The following is a 21980-nucleotide window of genomic DNA, read 5'->3' on the forward strand; positions in this document are numbered from 1 at the left end:
TCTAACTTTCGTGATTTATTATTTTAGATAATAAGAAAGAAAAAATAGTAAATATAGAAAGTTGTAATTCTTCCCTCACACCCCTCACATCCCTCACCTTTTACCTTAAATTAATATGATAAACTACATGTCTGCACAGTGGATGGTCAGCAGGAACAAGCGGGTGGTCGAACTCTTTCATACGTTCCATGCCTATTTTCTGCATTACACGTTCCGAACGGAGGTTTGGTAAAGATGTAAACGAATATAATTCTTTAATATCCAATTGCTTACGAGTATATTCCAGGCAAGCGCTTGCAGCTTCAGATGCGTAGCCATGTCCCCAATATTCATGTCCCAGTCGCCAGCCGATTTCTACTCCCGGCGCAAAATCAACATCAAATGTAATCTGGTGTAAACCGGTATATCCCATAAACGCATGGTCTTCTTTGCGCTCAACGGCATATAATCCGAAACCACAGGTTTGAAATTCCTTTTGAATACGTTGGTAAAAAGCAAACGTCTCTTCCGCAGTTAACGGATTGAGAAAAAATTCCATTACATGAGGGTCGGCATTCATATGGGCGAATGCCGGAATATCTTCCTCTTTCCAGTCACGGAGAATCAAGCGGGGTGTTTCTATATATATTTGCATAACGATGATATAATGACTTGCAAAGATACGATTCTTTTCTTTTTGATAAATCACCGGATTGAAGAAACTTTTTTGAACGGCAATATGTTAGTAATAAAGGTTAACGTAATTAATTCACTCTATAACGCGTATCATTATGACTAAGAAAGACGAATTTCCAATCGAAGAGGGGAGTAAAGAAGCCCCCGAACAGTTTTACATTAAGATTATGCCCGACGGACCGTATTTTGTTTATGGCAATCCGCCTATTGACCAGGAAATAATAATGCCGAATGCAGAAGGTTCTTCCTGGGTATATCAGAAGGGGAAACATTTTGAAACATCGGAAAACCCCGTTCATCTATGCCGTTGCGGCCATTCCAAACATAAACCGTTCTGCGATGGCTCGCATAAGCATGCCGACTGGGATCCGAGAGAAACAGCCCCGCATCGTCCTTTACTGGAAGAAGCAGAAGAAATAGACGGTCCGACAATGACGCTTGGCGATAATGAGAGATATTGTGCCTTCGCGCGTTTCTGTGATGCACGCGAGCGAATCTGGAATTTAGTGGAAAAAGCAGAGACAGAGGAAGAACGCGAACTCGTTCGCCGGGAAGCCGGACACTGCCCTTCGGGAAGATTAGTCGTATGGGATAAAGATACGGAAGAAGTTTTTGAACCGCCTTTCGAGCCGTCTATCGGAATTATAGAAGACCCGGGCATTAAAGTGAGCGGTCCTATTTGGGTGAAAGGCGGTATTCGTATTGAAGGAGCCGATGGAAGGAGTTATGAGGTGAGAAACAGGGTGACATTGTGCCGTTGTGGGCAATCGTCTAATAAACCTTTCTGTGACGGTACGCATGCCAGTATGCATTTCTGCGATGGCATCCCGTTGGAAAAAGGAAAGGGGGAATGGTAAAAAGAAAATCGGCTGCAAGAAATGCAGCCGATTTTTGTCAGGGCTTATTTACAATTATTAGTACTAACCATCATTCATTGAATATGCCCCTTCATATAGATATAGATTGGATTCAGTTCAATCGGCAGCATGATATGGATGCGTAAACCAAAAGCAGGAACCGGCTCCTTCGGTTGATTCGACACCAATCTCTCCACCCATTTGAGAAACGATACTTTTGCAAATCGAAAGTCCCAGACCTGTGCCCTGGACAAAAGTATTCAACTTCACAAAGCGTTCAAATACGCTTTTCTGTTTGTCTTCCGGTATTCCTACGCCAGTGTCGCGTACATAGAATTTTATTCTTTGATGCGACACTTGTTCATATCCCAAAACAATGTTTCCATGCTGGGTAAACTTCAGTGCATTATTTATAAAGTTACTAATCACTTGTATGAACCTGGTTTTATCCGTGTATATATAACATTCCGGTATCGGTCGTTCAAGAATCAGTTCGACGTCATTACTTACTTTCATACTCATCGACTTGATGATTTCGGAGCAAGTATCGTTAACATCTACGTTTGTATATACAAAGTTGAAAGTTCCCGCTTCTATTTTCGAAAGGTCAAGAATATCAGAGATAAGTTGCAGGAGCAGTTCGTTGTTTTCCTGTACGATTTTTATATACTCCTGCCGTTCGTCCCTGCTGTCCGTTTCCGCCATCAGGCTCGAGAAACCGACAATGGCATTGAGCGGAGTACGGATTTCATGGCTCATATTGGCCAGGAAAGCAGATTTCAAGCGGTCCAGTTCTTCTGCCTTGTCACGGGCTATGATTAATTTTTGTTCAGTTTCTTTCAGTGCGGTAATATCATAATTGATGCACAACATCTCGATAACCCCATCTGCCGGGCGATAATCTCTGACCATCACATTGATACTGGTCCAGGTATATTTACCGTTATCCCTACAAACGCGGACTTCTTTACGCAGGCTGGTAGTCTTGCCTTCTTTTACTTCGCGCACGAAGTTCTTCAGAACAGCTTGGTCCTCGGGAACTACATGATTATACACTCCAATAACTTCGGGCATAGGAATTCCTTCTTTTTCGCCTAAGTTCCTGTACCAGGTATCTTGGGCGTATCCGTCTCTTGTCATCACATTGAAATGCGCAAATCCCACATTGGCATAATCACCGATTAAAAGAAACAGATTCTCGAATTCCTGTATCTTGGTATATGCGTTGGTCGTTTCTGTCGTATCAATGTTGATAAACAGATAATTGATAAACTGGTTCTGAGAATCATAGAGAGTCGTCACTTTGGTTGTAAGGTTGATTATTCCTTTTCTGTGACTCTCTATATATGTGTTTATTTTCGAGAAATCATAATTAATAGAGAAATTCACATCTTCCTTAGCCCTCAATTTCTCTTTTACTTTTTCCGGGATATTGGGGTTATTGAACAGGTTGACTCCCAACACTTCATTGACATCTGTCAGACCGAACATCTCGCGTTCCTTATCATTGATGTCAACCAGATAACCGTCTTTGTCGTAGAGTTCGATACCGACGGGCAGGTTCTTATAGATATTTCTCAGAATCTTCTCGCTATGGTCCAACGCCTGGCGGTCTGCTTTCGCCTGAATTTCCGATTTACGCAGTTCTATGCAAATACTGATAATATTTGCCAATGAAGAAAACCACTGAAGGTCAACATTACTCCAACTACGGTGTGTGCCTACCATATCAATGCCCATATATCCCCATACTTCATCCTTGGCGATAAGGGGGACGGCCATTAATGATTTGATATTCTGGGTTTCCAACAGACTGCGGTATTCTTGGGCTTCCGCAGGCATGTCGTTCAGTGTATTCAGGATAATGGATTTCCTGTCCGTAATCTGATGATTCCACCAAAAAGAATCGTCCCAAAGAATATCTTGAAGATTGTCCTTTTCTTCGGACACTCCTTCTGCTGTTGCCTCGTACGTACAGTTCTGTACCTGCTTCTTTCTGTCTATTTCGACGATATACGTACGGTCGCCCTTGAATTGTTTGAGAATATCCCCCAGTATCCGGTTAATCACTTGTGGTATATCATCACATTGCAGGAAAGCGAGCAATGAATATGAAATGCTGTTCTGCTGGTAAAGCAGACTGTTTACTTGAAGAAAGTCTATATTCTCCTTTGAATTATCAATCGGCCTGTCTATACATTGCAGGTAGCCGACCATATTTCTATATCCTTCCTCATCCGGTTTCTGAAAACTGATTTTGGAATATACCCATATTTCCCCGTCTTTTGCCCGCATGGGGAACATCTGTTCGTAGGTTTCCAGATTCGAAAGGGACAGGAACTCGTTTTTCAGGCGCAAGCGGTGGTCTTCACGTATCCTTTGATGAAATTCCGTAAAACTGATATGGTTGCTTTCAAGACCGAGCAAGTCTACAATAAAGTCGGAGCAGATATATTCATTATTCTTCAAATCTGACTCCCACCATCCAATTTTGGCCATCTGCGCTATCTGAAGGTATTTTTCATAGTCATAATTTGATTGTTCTTTCATATTGTTTGCTCTTGTTTACTGTTTATTATTAGAGAAATCAGCTGGCAAATATAAGTATAACTTTTAAATAATGAGGGAATTGCATACTGTCGCAAGTTAATTAATGGTAATATGGTATTGAATAGTGGAATAATGGGCGAATGAGTACAAACAAGCGGTTATTTCGTCTTCCTCTTAGAGAAGAACTGAATTTATATAATTAATAATATATATCAGAAGAATGAAGAATACCAAATTATTCATGTTTGCGGCATGCGCACTACTATTGACGGCGTGTGGCAAGCAAACTGTGAAAATTATGACTCCGCCGGATGCGTCGAACCGCGTCCTGTTCGGTGCGGAACAGTTACAGACTACCCTGGATAAAGCCGGTTATCAGGTAATGATGCAACAGGGGGACACCACATTCTCCGACCCGGAAATAAAGACAATTCTGCTGACAGAAGTAAATGATACCACTCTGAAAAAAGAGGGTTTTCATATTACGACTGCCAGCAATCTTACCAAAATCTCCGGCAGGGACGGCAGCGGTGTAATCTACGGATGCCGTGAACTGATAGACCGTGTGAACGATTCAGAAGGGAAACTGGACTTCCCTGAAGAGTTGAAGGACGGGCCGGAAATGGTACTTCGCGGCGCTTGTGTGGGTTTGCAGAAAATGACTTATCTGCCGGGACACGGTGTTTATGAATATCCCTATACTCCCGAGAGTTTCCCGTGGTTCTATGATAAGGAGCAATGGATTAAATACTTGGATATGCTGGTTGCCAACCGTATGAATTCCCTGTATCTCTGGAACGGACACCCGTTTGCGTCATTGGTGAAACTGGAAGATTATCCGTTTGCACTGGAAGTGGACGAGGAAACATTCAAGAAAAATGAGGAGATGTTCTCTTTCCTTACGGAAGAAGCGGATAAGCGTGGTATTTTCGTCATTCAGATGTTCTATAATATTATTCTTTCTAAACCGTTTGCGGAACATTACGGCTTGAAAACCCAAGACCGTAACCGTCCTATCACTTCGCTGATTGCTGATTATACCCGTAAGAGTATTGCCGCCTTTATCGAGAAATATCCGAATGTAGGATTATTGGTTTGCCTGGGTGAAGCGATGTGTACGGTAGAGGATGACGTGGAATGGTTTACCAAAACGATTATTCCGGGAGTAAAGGATGGATTGCAGGCATTGGGACGGACGGACGAACCGCCTCTCTTGCTGCGTGCGCACGATACGGATTGTAAGTTGGTAATGGATGCTGCGCTGCCGATATATAAGAATCTTTATACAATGCATAAGTACAACGGCGAGTCTCTGACAACGTATGAGCCACGCGGTCCCTGGTCGAAGATTCATACAGATTTGAGTTCTTTGGGCTCTATCCATATCAGCAATGTACATATCCTGGCAAACTTGGAACCGTTCCGTTGGGGTTCTCCTGATTTCGTCCAAAAAGCGGTGCAGGCCATGCACAATGTACATGGCGCCAATGCCCTGCATCTTTATCCGCAGGCTTCTTACTGGGATTGGCCTTATACTGCCGACAAACTGCCGAATGGCGAGCGTGAGTTCCAATTAGACCGTGACTGGATTTGGTATCAGACATGGGGACGCTATGCATGGAATTGCCATCGTGACCGTACGGATGAAGTCGGTTATTGGAACCAACAGTTAGGCAAGTTCTACGGAACATCTGACGAGAATGCAGGTAATATCCGCGTGGCTTATGAAGAAAGCGGGGAGATTGCTCCGAAACTGCTCCGCCGTTTTGGTATCACGGAAGGAAATCGTCAGACATTGTTGCTGGGTATGTTTATGAGTCAGCTTGTCAATCCTTATAAATACACTATTTACCCTGGATTCTATGAAAGCTGCGGACCGGAAGGCGAGAAGTTGATTGAATATGTAGAGAAAGAATGGAAAAAACAACCTCATACAGGGGAAATGCCTTTGGATATTGTTGCCCAAGTGATAGAGCATGGCGACAAGGCTGTGGCGGCGATAGATAAGGCAGCCGCTTCCGTATCTTCCAATAAAGATGAGTTTGCACGTTTACAGACTGATATGCATTGTTATCGTGAATTTGCGTATGCGTTCAACCTGAAAGTGAAAGCCGCGAAGTTGGTATTGGATTATCAATGGGGAAAAGACATTAAGAACCTGGAAGAGGCTATTCCTCTCATGGAGCAAAGTTTGGAACATTATCGCAAGTTGGTGGAATTGACCGATGAACACTATTTGTACGCAAACAGTATGCAGACCGCACAACGTCGTATTCCTATCGGCGGGGATGACGGAAAGAATAAGACTTGGAAAGAATTGTTGGTACACTATGAAAAGGAACTGGAGAATTTCAAGACCAATCTCGCCATGTTGAAAGAGAAACAGAACGGAAATACGGTTACTGAAACAGTCGAAATTGCTGCCTGGACTCCTGCTGACGTGAAACTAATATCCAACTATCCAACCGTGAAACTGGATGAAGGAACATCATTATTTGCCGACCTTCCCGGCAAGATAGAAGCGATAGCTCCCGAACTGAAAGGAATGAAAGCATTCCGCTTTAACGGAAATGAGCAACGCGAAAAGGGGACAAGCATCACTTTTGAAACCGATGCTCCGGTGAAATTAATGGTGGCTTATTTCAAGGACGACCAGAAGAAATACGCGAAAGCTCCGAAATTGGAAATAGATGCTTCCGCCAATGATTATGGACAGGCGGAACCGGTATTGACGAATGCGGTTCGTATCAACGGAATGCCTTTGGCAAATGTACATGCATATAGTTTCCCGGCAGGAAAACATACGTTGATGTTACCAAAAGGTTATTTGCAGGTGCTGGGATTTACGGCTGCGGATACGAAAGCACGTAATGCCGGACTTGCCGGAGATGAGGAAACTATGGATTGGCTGTTCTATTAACATACACACCATGATAAAATGCAGATTCACACAGATTGTCAATATCTTTACCTGTGTGAATCTGTATAATTTTTATAGTAAGTAATGAAAGAATATAATGAAAAGGAAAATTCTATTTTTTACTCTGGCTGTATCATTTTCATTCGTTTTTGCTCAACGGGAAGTTCCGCAAGAACGGATGGAACAGATTTATGAGGAAGTGAAGACACCCTATAAATACGGGCTTGCTGTGGCTCCGGCAGACAATTATCATAAGATTGACTGCCCCACCGTTTTTCGTCAGGGCGACAAATGGCTGATGACTTACGTCGTTTACAACGGCAAGAGCGGTACGGACGGTCGTGGCTACGAGACTTGGATAGCAGAAAGCGACAATCTGCTCGAATGGCGTACTTTGGGGCGAATCCTTTCTTATCGGGATGGTAAATGGGACTGTAACCAGCGCGGCGGCTTTCCTGCATTGCCGGACATGGAGTGGGGCGGCAGCTACGAACTTCAGACTTATAAAGGCCGTCACTGGATGACTTATATCGGTGGAGAGGGAACCGGTTACGAAGCTGTGAAAGCACCGCTCTATGTCGGACTGGCATGGACGAAAGGTGATATTTCTACTGCCCATGAATGGGAGTCTTTGGATAAACCGATTTTGAGCATCCATGATAAAGACGCCCAATGGTGGGAAAAGCTAACCCAATATAAGAGTACTGTCTACTGGGATAAGGATAAGACGCTGGGCGCTCCGTTTGTCATGTTCTATAACGCAGGCGGACGTCATCCCGAAACGGACTTGAAAGGAGAACGTGTAGGCATCGCCCTTTCAAAAGATATGAAGTCATGGAAGCGGTATCCCGGAAACCCGGTCTTCGCACATGAGGCGGACGGAACAATAACAGGAGATGCGCACATTCAGAAAATAGGAGACGTCTATGTGATGTTCTACTTCTCCGCTTTTGAACCTTCGCGCAAGTATAAGGCGTTTAATACATTTGCCGCAAGCTATGATTTGGTCAACTGGACGGATTGGCATGGAGCCGATTTGATTATTCCTTCCAAAAACTACGATGAACTGTTTGCCCATAAAAGTTATGTGGTAAAACACGATGGGGTAGTTTATCATTTCTACTGTGCGGTAAACAATGCGGAACAGCGTGGCATTGCTATTGCTACAAGCAAGCCGATGGGACGCTCGGCTGTCCGTTTCCCGAAACCGGAGATTAAGAACCGCCGGATAATCACTGAACTAAATGATAGATGGAAAACTTGGAGAGTTGAGAATGGAGAGTTAAGAGTGGAGAGTGAAAAGATTGTGAATATACCTCATAACTGGGATGATTATTATGGGTATCGTCAATTGACTCATGGCAACCTTCACGGAACTGCTCTCTATAAAAAGAATTTCACTCTCGACAACTCTCAATTCTCAACTCTCAACTCTCAACTTCCCCAACGGTATTTTCTTCGTTTTGAGGGAGTCGGCACGTATGCAACGATAAAACTGAACGGAAAGGATTTCGGACGGCATCCTGTCGGTCGCACTACGTTGACGCTGGATGTTACCGACGCGCTGAAACAAGGGGCAAATGAACTGGAAGTAAAAGCTGAACATCCGGAGATGATAGCCGATATGCCTTGGGTATGTGGCGGTTGCTCGTCGGAGTGGGGATTCAGCGAGGGTTCCCAGCCATTGGGCATTTTCCGTCCTGTCGTATTGGAAGCAACGGATGAAGTTCGTATCGAACCTTTCGGCGTACATATCTGGAATGACGATAAGGCAGCTAATGTATTTGTGGAGACAGAGGTCAAGAATTACGGTAAAACTGCAGCTACAATCGAACTGGTCAATAAATTGAGTAATGCCGACGGCAAACAAGTATTCCGCCTGGTAGAGAAAGTAACTTTGGCGCCGGGAGAAATGAAAGTGATTCGTCAGCAAGCACCCGTAGAGAATCCTGTTTTATGGGAAACGGAGAATCCGTATCTTTATAAACTGGCAAGCATGATAAAACGGAATACAAAAACGACGGATGAAATATCCACCCCGTTTGGTATCCGTACAATCAGTTGGCCGGTAAAGAGAAATGATGGAGACGGACGTTTCTATCTGAATGGAAAGCCTGTCTTTATTAATGGCGTATGCGAATATGAACATCAGTTCGGGCAAAGCCATGCGTTCAGTAAGGAACAGGTGGCTGCCAGGGTAAAACAGATGCGTGCGGCAGGTTTCAACGCTTTCCGTGACGCCCATCAACCACATCACCTCGATTATCAGAAATATTGGGATAAAGAGGGTGTCCTCTTCTGGACACAGTTTTCCGCTCACGTATGGTATGATACACCTGAATTTCGTGAGAACTTCAAGAGATTACTTCGTCAATGGGTAAAAGAACGTCGTAATTCTCCATCGGTAGTGATGTGGGGATTGCAAAACGAAAGTACTTTGCCTCGTGAATTTGCACAGGAGTGCAGTGAGATTATTCGTGAAATGGACCCAACTGCACGTACAATGCGTGTTATCACAACTTGTAATGGCGGCGAAGGTACAGACTGGAATGTAATTCAGAATTGGAGTGGTACATATGGCGGAGACGTGACCAAGTATGGTCGTGAACTCTCTCAACCCAATCAATTGTTGAATGGAGAATACGGAGCATGGAGAAGTATAGATTTGCATACGGAGCCCGGAGCATTTGAAGTCAATGGAGTATGGAGCGAAAGCCGTATGTGCCAGTTGATGGAAACTAAAATTCGCTTGGCTGAACAGGCTAAGGACAGTGTCTGCGGACAGTTCCAGTGGATATATAGCAGCCATGACAATCCCGGACGCCGCCAGCCGGACGAAGCCTATCGGAAAATAGACAAAGTAGGGCCGTTTAACTATAAAGGACTGGTTACTCCATGGGAAGAGCCGTTGGACGTATATTACATGTATCGTGCAAACTATGTCCCTGCCGCCAAAGACCCGATGGTTTATTTGGTATCGCATACATGGGCGAACCGTTTTGAAAAAGGACGCCGCCGGGCTACGATTGAAGCGTACAGCAATTGTGATTCCGTACTGCTCTATAATGATGTGACCGATGAAAAAGTTACTTTTCTCGGACGCAAAAAGAATAATGGCATAGGCACTCATTTTATGTGGGAGAACCGGGACATCCGTTATAATGTACTCCGCGCCGTAGGATACTACAAAGGTAAGCCGATGGCAGAAGACATAATTGTGCTTAACGGATTGGAACAAGCACCTAATTTTGAATCTCTGTATCAGGATGCGAAACCGATATTGAAAGGAGAGGACGGATATAATTATATCTACCGCATCAACTGTGGCGGAGATGATTATACGGATAGTTCCGGTCAACTGTGGATGCAGGATAATACGAATTATTCCCATTCATGGGCGGAAAACTTTAAGGAACTGAATCCTTACCTTGCAAGCCAGCGTACCACTAATGACCCGATTCGGGGAACCCGTGACTGGAAACTGTTCCAGCATTTCCGTTTTGGACGTCATCAACTGGAATATCGCTTCCCTGTATCAGATGGAACTTACCGCATAGAGCTATATTTCACAGAGCCTTGGCATGGTACAGGTGGCAGCGCTTCTACCGATTGTGAAGGGTTGCGTATCTTCGATGTTGCCGTAAATGATTCGCTGGTATTGGATGATTTGGATATTTGGGCGGAAAGTGGCCATGACGGTATATGCAAGAAAGTGGTGTACGCCACAGTAAAAGGCGGAACGTTGAAAATACATTTCCCGGAAGTGAAAGCGGGACAGGCTTTATTGTCAGGTATTGCCATTGCTTCTACCAATTCGGATTTGAAACCGGCAATCTTCCCGGTATCCGACTGGAGTTGGGAAAAAGCCGATAAGGAAGTTATGGAGAAAACTCCGAAGGAACTGCTGCCCGAAGATAAAAATGCACGTGTCAGCGTGGCTTATGAAGCGGAAACTGCTATATTGAAAGGTAAATTCAAGAAGAAAGAACATCGCAAACAAATGGGAGTATTCTTTGCTAAAGGAAAAGGCAACAGTATCGAATGGAATGTCTCTACCGGCTTGGCGCAAGTCTATGCACTTCGCTTCAAATACATGAATACGAACGGAAAGCCAATCCCTGTATTAATGAAGTTCATTGATGCGAAAGGAGTAGTATTGAAAGAAGATACCCTGACCTTCCCGGAAACACCGGACAAGTGGAAAATGATGAGCACCACGACCGGAACATTTATCAATGCGGGACATTATAAGGTGCTGCTTTCGGCAGAGAATATGGAAGGACTGGCGTTTGACGCATTGGATATTCAATAGCTTTTCTAATGAATTAATCATTAGACATAAGTAATAATAGAAGCGGGATACAAGGAAGATTGAACAACTTCCTGTATCCCGCTTCTTATTTCCAAATCGTTTTCTTATAAATAGAATATATATGTTATTTTTTTAAGATTCGATATTCTGATTTTAATCATTTAAGAGCTAGGGTTTAAATAATCTATATATTTGAAGTCTAAAACAAAATAACACAATGGAGAGCGATATACCTGAATTTGATTTGCCGATTGATTATATTGTAGGGGAAGGGTATGAGATAGATTTATCGAAAAGGTATAAGAATTTTCCTTGTAGGGTTAAGTCCGGTTTTTTTATTCTCTGCGTAAAAGGGATAATGCAAACAACAATCAATGGGAATCTTCATAATATTGGTGAAAATGATTTGATAACCTTACCGCCTGGTTATTTTATGGAAATTCTTGATTTCTCGCCGGATATTCATATCTATTATGCCGGGTTCTCAGCCGGATTTATAGAAGGTATAAATCTAATGAAATCCACTGAACATCTTCTCCCTGTAATCATGGAAAACCCTATAATAAGATTATCTCCATTGCAAGCTTGCAGCTACAAGATGTTTTATGAATCGTCAATACTGTCGTATGCTTCACCCCGTACACTGGCAAATAAGGAGATAGTAAAAGCTGTCCTTACCATGTTTATCCAGGGATCCACTGAGATTTACAAGATGCAAAACAACCTGTATCTGTCTTCACAATCAAGAAAGTATGAGATTTATCAGGAGTTTTTGCAGTTGGTCATGAAATATTATACGGTTCACCACGGGACTTCCTTTTATGCCAATCAATTGGGACTTAGTTTGCCGCATTTCTGTTCGACAATAAAGAAGGTCGCAGGAAACACCCCATTGGAAGTGATTGCATCCGTTATCTTAATGGAAGCCAAGTCCCGGTTAAAGTCAACTAATGAACCTGTGAAAAATATTGCCTTATCTTTGGGATTTAATAATATTTCTTTCTTCAACAAGTTCTTTAAGCAGCATACAGGAGTTACTCCACAGGAGTACAGGGGGCATTAAACTTCTTCCGGTTGCCTTTCAAACGGCAATGTCACAACAAAACGGCTCCCTTTCCCGATTTTCGATTCAACCGAAATACTTCCTTGCAGGTGTTCTACAATCGTTTTGCAGATAGAAAGCCCCAGTCCCGTACCTTGTTTGAAAGTATTAACCTTATAGAAACGGTCGAATATCTCTTTTTGGCATTCTTTGGGAATCCCTTCTCCCGTATCTTCCACAAATAGGCAAACCGATTGGTCTTTCTCCGGATGTGACGTGAAGCCGAAATGGATATGACCTTTCTCCGTAAATTTGCGAGCATTGTTTATGAAATTGCAAATAACTTGTTTCAAGCGTGTTGCGTCGGTATTAATGTAAATGTCATCATCCGGTAGTAACGCTTTTATTTCAATTTCCGGCAACTGTTTCACTGCCTGTTCTTTCTCTATATCCTTCATCATGGATTTTAGGGAACAACTGGAATAAGTGAATTTAATCGTGTTTGATTCTATTTTTGACAAATCAAGTATGTCATCAATCAATCGAACCAAATGTTCGCTGTTGATACTTATTAACCTTACAAAGTCAGTCCGTTCTTCATCGCTTAATTCATTATAAGTAGAAGCTATTACATCGGAGAAACCTACTATCGCATTTAGCGGTGTCCGAATTTCATGGCTCATATTTGCCAAAAATGCCATTTTAAGCCGGTCACTTTCTTCTGCTTTCTTACGGGCTTCAATCAGCGTATTTTCTATATCCTTATATTCCTGGATACTCATGCAGATTCCTACTAACCGATAGGGATGTCCGGATATGTTAGCAATATAAGTGGATTGTCCTTCAAACCATTCCCAAGTACCGTCACCGCGACGTAAACGGAACGGGACAGCTTTGTCGAATGTTTCAATACCGCTTAACTGTATGACAAAAGCATCCGCCATAGCCTGCCGGTCGTCCGGGTGAATCATGTTTACATATTCTTCCATTGTCAAGGTATTATTTTCTCCTGCCGGAATACCTAAATGGTCGAAGTATCGATTGTCAAGGGTAAACTCACTCCGGTTTATATCGTAATACCAGGGATATATCTTGGTTCTTTGCAGGGCAGTGTTCAGAATATATTCCTGCGTAAGTTCCACTGTAATATTACGGAAAAAGAACAAGATAGTTTCCAAACTGCCTTCATTTCTGATGGTGGTAAATTCTCCCCTTATAGGGAACTGTGTATGGTCGACTTGTTCCTGCATATAGGTATGTTCCGGAAGGGTATATATCCGTTCACCTTGACGAATCTTCTCTAAAATAGTTGAAAGAATATCTTCCTTATTATTCAGTAGTTTGAATATTTGGTTTGTAGGGAGGGGCATCATCGCATTGACCGACGGATGAACATGAAGCTCTGTAAGGGCTTGTTGATTCAGTTGTATGATTTCTCCATTTATATCCAATATGATAACTCCGTCAGGCAGAATATTCAGCAATTCATCATCGTAGAGTGTTTGTTCATTCACTTCCATGTGTTGTTGTTTTAATGCAAAGTATGATGTAATAAATATAAATCCATAACAAAGAAAATCATTTCCTTGAAGATAATACTACTTTGACAGGCGTTTTTGTAGGCGTAAATACGGCTATTTTAATTTGCAACACATGGAATGTTAATACGATATTCTTTTTTTAATATTCGATATTCATTTATTAATTCTTACTCCATTTATTTGCCAATCATTTTTGGCTGGCCCTTCTGTGAAATTGAATGATTTCACTTGGGGAGACAATGGCTCGAATGTCAGTGAAAATTCAGCTTCTCCACTTTCGGGCAGAAAGAAATGTTCACCGGGTGTAATGCCGTCGGCGCTCTTTAAAGTATATGTTGTTCCTTTCTCGTCCATTAACTTGGCATTAGGACTCACTTGTATCCAATATTTAGGAATATAGTAGGCACGGAAGTGGATGATTGTTGCCGTATCTGCCAGCTCTACCTGCTTTATTTCAAGAATATCGGTATTGGTTGATTCTATAATCGGATAGTTTACTAATTTCGTGTTGCCTTGTTGAATGATACTCATCTCATGTTTCGACGCATCCAGATACCTGCGCATTTTTAGTTTCAGACTGCCTTTTCCATACCCCGACCACATCTTTATGATTTTACCTTCGGGAGAAATAAGAACATAATTAGGGATACCACGGACACCGTACTTTGCGTATAGTCCTGCTGTTTGTTTCAAGTCGCTTAAGTTCTGCCACGTCATTTCATGCTGTGCCGAAGCGGCTTTCCAACGACTTTGGGTGTCCGAGCTAAGACTGACGATAGTAAGACGCTCTTTATATTGTTCCTGAATCTCTTTCATCTCAGGCAAAGCCATAACACAAGGTCCGCAACCGCTACTCCAAAAATCGAGCAGGATATATTTCCCTTTGAAATCAGCTAGATGATGAATATTCCCGTCCAGGTCGAAAAGGTCGGTATCAGCCAAATCGTCTCCTTCTTTTACAATTGTAGGTGGAAAGAGGTTGACTGTAATTTCTTGTCCTAGATTAGACGCTTTTTGTTCTTCGTTTAATCTATTATACAAAGCCAGTGTTTCCTCTTTATATGAGAACTTCGGATTATATTTTGCAGAAAGACTTAGCCTGTGTAATTTTTCTATCCAAACAGAAGAGACGGGGAGTTCCTGCATTAGTTTCAATTCACGGCTGCTGATTATAACAGATATACTGTCTTCCTTTTCACGTATTGCCTTCCGGTCGGCTTCCGGTGCAGAACGCATTTTTCTTGCTTCGATGGATAGGCGCTGATACTCATCCCACAAATCACGTGATACATTTATGAATTTGTTATATTCCTGTTGTTCCTTTACCGGACTGTCTACTTTCCAGGTGTAGATTAATGTGTTTGTACCAGTCACTTTAATTTTTGCATTGGGAGTAGCATAAATGCTCAGTGACATAGAGGGGAAATCTGCATTACGGGTACACATAAGAGATAATTTGTCTAAACCACTTTCTCCGGCATTACGCTTAAAGAAGAAGTTTCCATTGCGTATGCTGTCTGTGGCAACAGTACTTCCCACATTACCATCAAGTAAAAACAGAGAGACAAGAGTTCCGTCTTTTACCCCTTCTACATGCCCTTCAATCGTATATTCATGTTGTGCCTGTGAAGTGAGACAGCTTAGTAAAAAGAAGCTGATAAATAGTAGTTTTCTCATAATAAAATCATTTAAGATAATAATAATCTGCAAGGTAGGACTTTTCTTTGTAGAATGTTTTTCTTTTATTATTCTTTAATATTTCCGTGAAAGGAAGGGGTACAAAACAGCACTTCATCCGTCTACTTGATATGAAGAAAAAAGAACGAATGAAAATATATACTTTACTGCTTGGGGCATTGATAGCTTGTCCGATGCACGCACAAACGATACATGATTGGGAAAATCATCATGTACTTCAAATCAACCGGGAACCGGCGAGGGCTGCATTTATTCCTTTCTCCGCACAGAAAGGAGATTGTTCCATGTGTCTGGACGGGATGTGGAAATTCAGATGGACTCCTGTCCCAGACCGGCGAATCGTTGATTTTTATCAGACGAATTTTAATGATAAAGATTGGACTGATTTTCCGGTTCCTGCTAATTGGGAAGTAAACGGATATGGTACTCCAATCTACGTATCGGCTGGTTATCCGTTCAAAATAGATCCGCCACGGGTAATGGGAGAGCCGAAAGCGGATTATACGACCTATAAAGAAAGGAATCCGGTAGGGCAGTACCGACGTACATTCGTTCTGCCTGCTGACTGGGCGGCGAAAGGACAGACATTCCTTCGATTTGAAGGCGTAATGAGTGCTTTCTATGTTTGGATAAATGGTGAGCGGGTAGGGTATAGTCAGGGAAGTATGGAACCAAGTGAGTTCAATATCACAAAGTATCTGCACCCTGGAGAGAATCAAATAGCACTGGAAGTCTATCGGTATAGCGACGGTTCTTATCTGGAAGACCAGGACTTTTGGCGTTTCGGGGGCATTCATCGGAGCATTCATTTAGTGCACACACCGGATGTTCGTATTCGCGATTATGCAGTGCGCACTCTTCCTGCATCTGCCAGTAATTATGAGGATTTTATTTTGCAGATTGACCCGCAGTTCAGCGTATATGGAAGTATGACCGGAAAAGGATATACTGTGCAAAGCGTGTTGAAGGATGCAACCGGAAAAGAGATTGTTACATTAAAAGGAGAAGTTGAGGATATACTCGATTTGGAACATAAGGCTAGCCGGATGAATGAGTGGTATCCGCAACGTGGTCCTCGCAAGATGGGACGATTATCCACCATCATAAAATCACCGGAAAGGTGGACTGCGGAAACGCCTTATCTCTATAAATTACTCATTACTTTGCAGGATGCGGAAGGAAAAGTTGTGGAACAAATAGAACAGTCGGTGGGTTTCCGTTCTGTGGAGATTAAGAAAGGACAGCTATTGGTAAATGGCAATCCGGTTCGTTTTCGTGGAGTGAACCGCCATGAGCACGACCCTCGGACAGCACGGGTAATGAGTGAAGAACGAATGATTCAGGATATTCTCTTAATGAAACAGGCCAATATCAATGCGGTGCGTACCAGCCATTATCCCAATGTGAGCCGTTGGTATGAGCTTTGTGACAGTATGGGGCTTTATGTAATGGATGAAGCGGATATTGAAGAACACGGATTGCGGGGGACTTTAGCCAGTACTCCCGATTGGCATGCCGCATTTATGGACCGTGCAGTCCGCATGGCGGAACGTGATAAGAACTATCCGAGTATCGTAATGTGGAGCATGGGGAATGAAAGTGGTTACGGTCCTAACTTTGCGGCTATCTCGGCATGGTTGCATGATTTTGACCCTACGCGTCCTGTTCATTACGAAGGAGCACAGGGGGTAGATGGTAATCCTGACCCAAAAACAGTTGATGTAATCAGCCGTTTTTATACGCGGGTGAAACAGGAATACTTGAATCCGGGTATTGCGGAAGGTGAGGATAAGGAACGGGCGGAAAATGCACGTTGGGAGAGGCTGTTAGAGATTGCCGAACGTACCAACGACAATCGTCCGGTAATGACAAGTGAATATGCCCATTCCATGGGAAATGCATTAGGCAATTTCAAGGAATATTGGGACGAAATATACAGCAATCCCCGCATGCTGGGCGGATTTATTTGGGATTGGGTAGACCAGGGAATTTATAAGACATTGCCCGACGGGCGTACTATGGTGGCTTATGGCGGAGATTTCGGTGATAAGCCAAATTTGAAAGCCTTTTGCTTTAACGGATTGTTGATGAGCGACCGTGAAACGACTCCTAAATATTGGGAAGTAAAGAAGGTGTATGCTCCGGTACAATTAGGTCTTGAGAACGGAGAATTGAAAGTGACCAACCGGAATCATCATATTGATTTATCCTCTTATCGTTGTCTGTGGACATTATCAGTGGATGGTAAAGAGAAGGAACGGGGAGAATTTGCATTACCTAAAGTAGCTCCGGGAAAAACAGGAACAATCACTTTGCCTGATTTTCGTTCATTATCAGATAAAGGCTCCTTCAACAGAAAAAACACAGCAAAAAATGCTGCAAAGCTTGCTGCCGATTGCCAGCTTAAAGTTAGCATCGTTCTGAAATCAGATGCTCTTTGGGCAAAAGCCGGACATGAAGTTACTTGGGAACAATTCTGTTTGCAGAAAGGTGATTTGTTATCTGCCGAACTAGCCAACAAGGGGCAATTAGAAATAAAAGAGGATAGTAAAACTCTGCAAGTCAGCGGACGTGGCTTTTCCGTTCAATGGGAAAAAACAGTGACCGGAAGCATGACTTCCCTTATTTATAAGAATAAAGAGATGTTGGCACACTCCGAGGATTTTCCGGTTCAACCTGTAACGCAAGCTTTTCGCGCTCCGACTGACAATGATAAGAGTTTCGGTAACTGGTTGGCGAAAGATTGGAAATTGCATATGATGGATAATCCGCAGATTAGCCTGGAATCTTTCAACCATCATCTACGCGCAGATGGAGCTGTGGTCGTTCAAGTTCGGACAAATAATATATATAAGGAAGGAAAGGTAACGACAACCTCTGTCTATACCATTTTTTCTGATGGAACAATAGACCTGAAAACGAGTTTCCTGCCGCAAGGAGTACTCCCGGAATTACCCCGATTAGGAATTGCTTTCTGTTTCTCCCCGTCTTATAATACATTTACATGGTATGGCAGAGGACCGCAGGACAATTATCCTGACCGTAAAACTTCTGCTGCAACAGGACTTTGGAAAGGTACGGTAGATGAACAATATGTGCATTACCCTCGCCCGCAGGATAGTGGGAATAAAGAAGATGTACACTATCTGACACTGACGGACAAACAGAATAAGGGCATTCGCATAGATGCAGTGGAAGATGTATTCTCTGTATCCGCTTTGCACTACACCGCACAAGACTTGTACAAGGAAACACATGATTGTAATTTAAAACCCCGTTCCGAGGTCATTCTTAGCTTGGATGCTGCCGTACTCGGATTAGGGAACAGCAGTTGCGGACCAGGTGTATTAAAGAAATATGCCATTGACAAGAAAGAACATACCTTACATATACGTATAACTAAAAATTGAATCATTAAATAACTAACACAATAATAAAAGTAACAATGAAAAAAGTAACCACTTTATTATCAACCTTAGCGTTGGCAACTACCCTGGCTGCTCAGAATCTTCCGCAGACGGAACGGCAATATCTTTCCGGTCACGGATGCGACGACATGGTAGAATGGGACTTCTTCTGTACCGACGGACGCAATTCCGGCAAGTGGACGAAGATTGGCGTTCCGTCCTGTTGGGAATTGCAAGGCTTTGGCACTTATCAGTATGGAATCACCTTTTACGGTAAAGCATTTCCCGAAGGAGTCGCCGACGAAAAAGGAATGTATAAGTATGAGTTTGAAGTTCCCGAGAAGTTTCGCGGACAACAAGTGAATCTTGTCTTCGAAGCTTCCATGACAGATACGGAAGTGAAAGTGAACGGACGCAAAGTCGGCTCGAAACATCAGGGAGCTTTCTATCGCTTTTCATACAATGTCACGGATTTCCTTAAATACGGAAAGAAGAACCTGTTGGAAGTGACAGTAGCTAAAGAGAGCGAGAATGCAAGCGTAAACCTTGCTGAACGCCGTGCCGATTACTGGAACTTCGGCGGTATCTTCCGTCCTGTATTCCTGGAAGTGAAACCAGCTGTCAATTTACGTCATATTGCTATTGACGCACAAATGGACGGTTCTTTCCGCGCGAATTGTTATACAAATATTTCCAATGACGGAATGAGTATCCGTGCGCAAATCCAGGATAATAAAGGTAAAAAGCTAACTGAAACGACTGTACCGGTAAAAGCCGGTGGAGACTGGACTTCTATCCAACTGAATGTCTCTAATCCTGCTTTATGGACAGCAGAAACACCGAATCTTTATAAGGCACAGTTCTCCTTGCTGGATAAGAACGGCAAAATATTGCACAACGAAACAGAAACATTCGGCTTCCGTACCATCGAAGTACGAGAAAGTGACGGGCTTTATGTCAATGGAGTACGTATCAATGTGCGTGGTGTCAACCGTCATAGCTTCCGCCCGGAAAGTGGCCGTACATTGAGTAAAGCGAAGAATATCGAAGATGTTCTTTTAATGAAGGGCATGAATATGAACTCTGTTCGTTTGAGCCATTATCCTGCTGACCCTGAATTCCTGGAAGCGTGTGATTCTCTCGGTTTATATGTAATGGACGAACTGGGTGGCTGGCATGGCAAATATGACACTCCGACTGGAGTACGTCTGATTGAAGGCATGATAGAGCGTGATGTGAATCATCCTTCTATTATTTGGTGGAGCAATGGTAATGAAAAAGGATGGAATACGGAACTGGATGGAGAATTCCATAAATATGACCCGCAAAAACGTCCGGTCATCCATCCGCAAGGTAATTTCTCCGGTTTTGAAACCATGCACTACCGCTCGTATGGAGAAAGTCAGAACTATATGCGTCTGCCGGAAATCTTTATGCCGACAGAATTCCTTCACGGTTTGTATGATGGCGGTCACGGTGCCGGTTTGTATGACTATTGGGAAATGATGCGCAAGCATCCCCGTTGTATCGGCGGCTTCTTATGGGTATTGGCAGACGAAGGTGTGAAACGTATGGATATGGATGGCTTCATTGATAATCAAGGTAATTTTGGTGCTGACGGTATTGTAGGACCACATCATGAAAAAGAAGGTAGTTATTACACTATCAAGCAATTATGGAGCCCTATACAAATAATGGATACCTCTATCGACAGACAGTTTAACGGTAAAATCTCTGTGGAAAACCGTTATGATTATCTGAACTTGAATACCTGCCGTTTCCTTTGGAAGCAAGTAAAATTCCCTTCGGCAACAGATGCTGCCAATGCCGGCACTCAAGTTCTAAAACAAGGTGAAGTGCAAGGCAGTAATATCGCTGCTCATTCGGCAGGCATCCTGGATATTAAAACAACTGTTCTTCCCGATGCGGACGCTCTCTTTGTGACAGCTATCGACAACCAGGGACATGAACTTTGGCGTTGGACATTCCCGGTAGACAAATTGAACCAGTCAAAAGAAGAACTTTCTCCGTTATCCAGCAAAGCAACTTACACCGAAACAGATAATGACCTTACAGTAAAAGCAAACAACCGTACTTTTGTCTTTTCAAAGAAAGACGGTCAACTGAAAGGCGTATCCGTAAACAATCGCAAGATTAGTTTTGCCAACGGTCCGCGCTTTATCGGTGCCCGTCGTGCCGACCGTTCGTTAGACCAGTTCTATAACCACGATGATGAAAAGGCGAAAGAAAAAGACCGCACATACAGCGTATTCCCGGATGCGGCAGTATTTACGAAACTGGACGTAAAAGAAGACGGTGGCAACCTAATTGTTACCGCAAACTACAAATTAGGTAATTTGGACAAAGCACAATGGACAATCAACCCGAGCGGAGTAATGACACTTGATTATACCTACAATTTCTCTGGAGTTGTTGATTTAATGGGAATCTGTTTTGATTATCCCGAAGAGCAGGTTATCAGTAAACGTTGGTTAGGAGCAGGCCCTTATCGTGTATGGCAAAACCGTATTCATGGTACGCAATATGACATTTGGGAAAACGATTACAATGACCCTATCCCGGGTGAAACCTTTACTTATCCCGAATTCAAAGGATATTTCAGCAATGTTTCCTGGATGAATATCCGTACTAAAGAAGGTACTATCAGCCTGACAAACGAAACGCCCGATGCTTACATCGGAGTATATCAACCACGTGACGGCCGTGACCGTTTGCTTTATACACTTCCCGAAAGTGGCATATCCGTATTGAATGTAATTCCGCCGGTACGTAACAAAGTAAACTCAACGGACTTGTGCGGTCCTTCTTCACAAGCCAAGTGGGTGAATGGCCCGCAAACGGGACGAGTCGTTTTCCGGTTTATGGAATAAATGAAAATAGCAGAAAGATAAAATTCTGTCGTTCCTTACAAAAAGAGCTTTCTTATTCAATGAGAAAGCTCTTTTTATATTATCTAC

The 21980-nt window shown here is 43.0% G+C and carries 10 protein-coding genes; 6 read left to right on the forward strand and 4 right to left on the reverse strand.

All coding sequences use genetic code 11. The features are described 5' to 3' along the window. Nucleotides 1-100 precede the first annotated feature (100 nt). Nucleotides 101-634, reverse strand: a complete 534-nt coding sequence (locus tag BacF7301_RS17670; RefSeq protein WP_167964858.1) for a GNAT family N-acetyltransferase — start codon at nt 632-634, stop codon at nt 101-103. Nucleotides 635-770: 136 nt separating this feature from the next. Between BacF7301_RS17670 and BacF7301_RS17675 the strand changes: the two genes are divergently transcribed. Continuing rightward, nucleotides 771-1532: a CDGSH iron-sulfur domain-containing protein gene (locus tag BacF7301_RS17675; protein WP_167964860.1), complete on the forward strand. Its 762-nt coding sequence runs from the start codon at nt 771-773 to the stop codon at nt 1530-1532. A gap of 117 nt (nt 1533-1649) precedes the next feature. Here BacF7301_RS17675 and BacF7301_RS17680 read toward each other — a convergent pair whose 3' ends face one another. Further along, nucleotides 1650-4082 (reverse strand): sensor histidine kinase, encoded by a 2433-nt coding sequence (locus tag BacF7301_RS17680; RefSeq protein ID WP_167964862.1) that lies wholly within the window; start codon nt 4080-4082, stop codon nt 1650-1652. 220 nt (nt 4083-4302) lie between these two features. Between BacF7301_RS17680 and BacF7301_RS17685 the strand changes: the two genes are divergently transcribed. The 3 genes from BacF7301_RS17685 (at nt 4303) to BacF7301_RS17695 (ending at nt 12377) form a co-directional block, all read left to right on the forward strand. Next, the gene (locus BacF7301_RS17685) at nt 4303-7002 is read left to right on the forward strand and encodes an alpha-d-galacturonidase (protein ID WP_167964864.1); all 2700 of its coding nucleotides are present in this window, start codon (nt 4303-4305) and stop codon (nt 7000-7002) included. Nucleotides 7003-7099: 97 nt separating this feature from the next. Continuing rightward, the gene (locus BacF7301_RS17690) at nt 7100-11314 is read left to right on the forward strand and encodes a beta-d-glucuronidase/beta-L-arabinofuranosidase (RefSeq protein ID WP_167964866.1); all 4215 of its coding nucleotides are present in this window, start codon (nt 7100-7102) and stop codon (nt 11312-11314) included. A gap of 217 nt (nt 11315-11531) precedes the next feature. Beyond that, a complete protein-coding gene (locus BacF7301_RS17695; protein WP_167964867.1) occupies nt 11532-12377 on the forward strand; it encodes a helix-turn-helix domain-containing protein in 846 nt (281 codons plus the stop codon). On the opposite strand, the gene BacF7301_RS17700 is transcribed toward BacF7301_RS17695, so the two are convergent. Together BacF7301_RS17700 and BacF7301_RS17705 are read right to left on the reverse strand one after the other, a co-directional pair. Further along, the gene (locus tag BacF7301_RS17700; protein ID WP_167964869.1) at nt 12374-13876 is read right to left on the reverse strand and encodes a sensor histidine kinase; all 1503 of its coding nucleotides are present in this window, start codon (nt 13874-13876) and stop codon (nt 12374-12376) included. The two genes, BacF7301_RS17695 and BacF7301_RS17700, sit on opposite strands and share 4 nt — an antisense overlap. Nucleotides 13877-14050: 174 nt before the next feature. Beyond that, nucleotides 14051-15574 (reverse strand): TlpA disulfide reductase family protein, encoded by a 1524-nt coding sequence (locus tag BacF7301_RS17705; protein WP_167964871.1) that lies wholly within the window; start codon nt 15572-15574, stop codon nt 14051-14053. Nucleotides 15575-15723: 149 nt separating this feature from the next. On the opposite strand from BacF7301_RS17705, the gene BacF7301_RS17710 reads away from it, so the two are divergent. Beyond that, nucleotides 15724-19005, forward strand: a complete 3282-nt coding sequence (locus tag BacF7301_RS17710) for a glycoside hydrolase family 2 TIM barrel-domain containing protein (protein WP_167964873.1) — start codon at nt 15724-15726, stop codon at nt 19003-19005. A 35-nt stretch (nt 19006-19040) separates the two neighbouring features. Beyond that, entirely contained in the window at nt 19041-21893 is a 2853-nt protein-coding gene (locus BacF7301_RS17715) for a glycoside hydrolase family 2 protein (RefSeq protein ID WP_167964875.1), read from the forward strand. Nucleotides 21894-21980 lie beyond the last annotated feature (87 nt).

The sequence above is a fragment of the Bacteroides faecium genome, from assembly GCF_012113595.1.
In the GTDB taxonomy this organism is placed as follows: Bacteria; Bacteroidota; Bacteroidia; order Bacteroidales; family Bacteroidaceae; genus Bacteroides; species Bacteroides faecium.

Coding starts and splice junctions, on each gene's coding strand:
- BacF7301_RS17670 (WP_167964858.1), bottom strand. CDS start 634: ATGCAAATATATATAGAAACACCCCGCTTGATTCTCCGTGACTGGAAA.
- BacF7301_RS17690 (WP_167964866.1), top strand. CDS start 7,100: ATGAAAAGGAAAATTCTATTTTTTACTCTGGCTGTATCATTTTCATTC.
- BacF7301_RS17675 (WP_167964860.1), top strand. CDS start 771: ATGACTAAGAAAGACGAATTTCCAATCGAAGAGGGGAGTAAAGAAGCC.
- BacF7301_RS17700 (WP_167964869.1), bottom strand. CDS start 13,876: ATGGAAGTGAATGAACAAACACTCTACGATGATGAATTGCTGAATATT.
- BacF7301_RS17705 (WP_167964871.1), bottom strand. CDS start 15,574: ATGAGAAAACTACTATTTATCAGCTTCTTTTTACTAAGCTGTCTCACT.
- BacF7301_RS17710 (WP_167964873.1), top strand. CDS start 15,724: ATGAAAATATATACTTTACTGCTTGGGGCATTGATAGCTTGTCCGATG.
- BacF7301_RS17680 (WP_167964862.1), bottom strand. CDS start 4,082: ATGAAAGAACAATCAAATTATGACTATGAAAAATACCTTCAGATAGCG.
- BacF7301_RS17695 (WP_167964867.1), top strand. CDS start 11,532: ATGGAGAGCGATATACCTGAATTTGATTTGCCGATTGATTATATTGTA.
- BacF7301_RS17685 (WP_167964864.1), top strand. CDS start 4,303: ATGAAGAATACCAAATTATTCATGTTTGCGGCATGCGCACTACTATTG.
- BacF7301_RS17715 (WP_167964875.1), top strand. CDS start 19,041: ATGAAAAAAGTAACCACTTTATTATCAACCTTAGCGTTGGCAACTACC.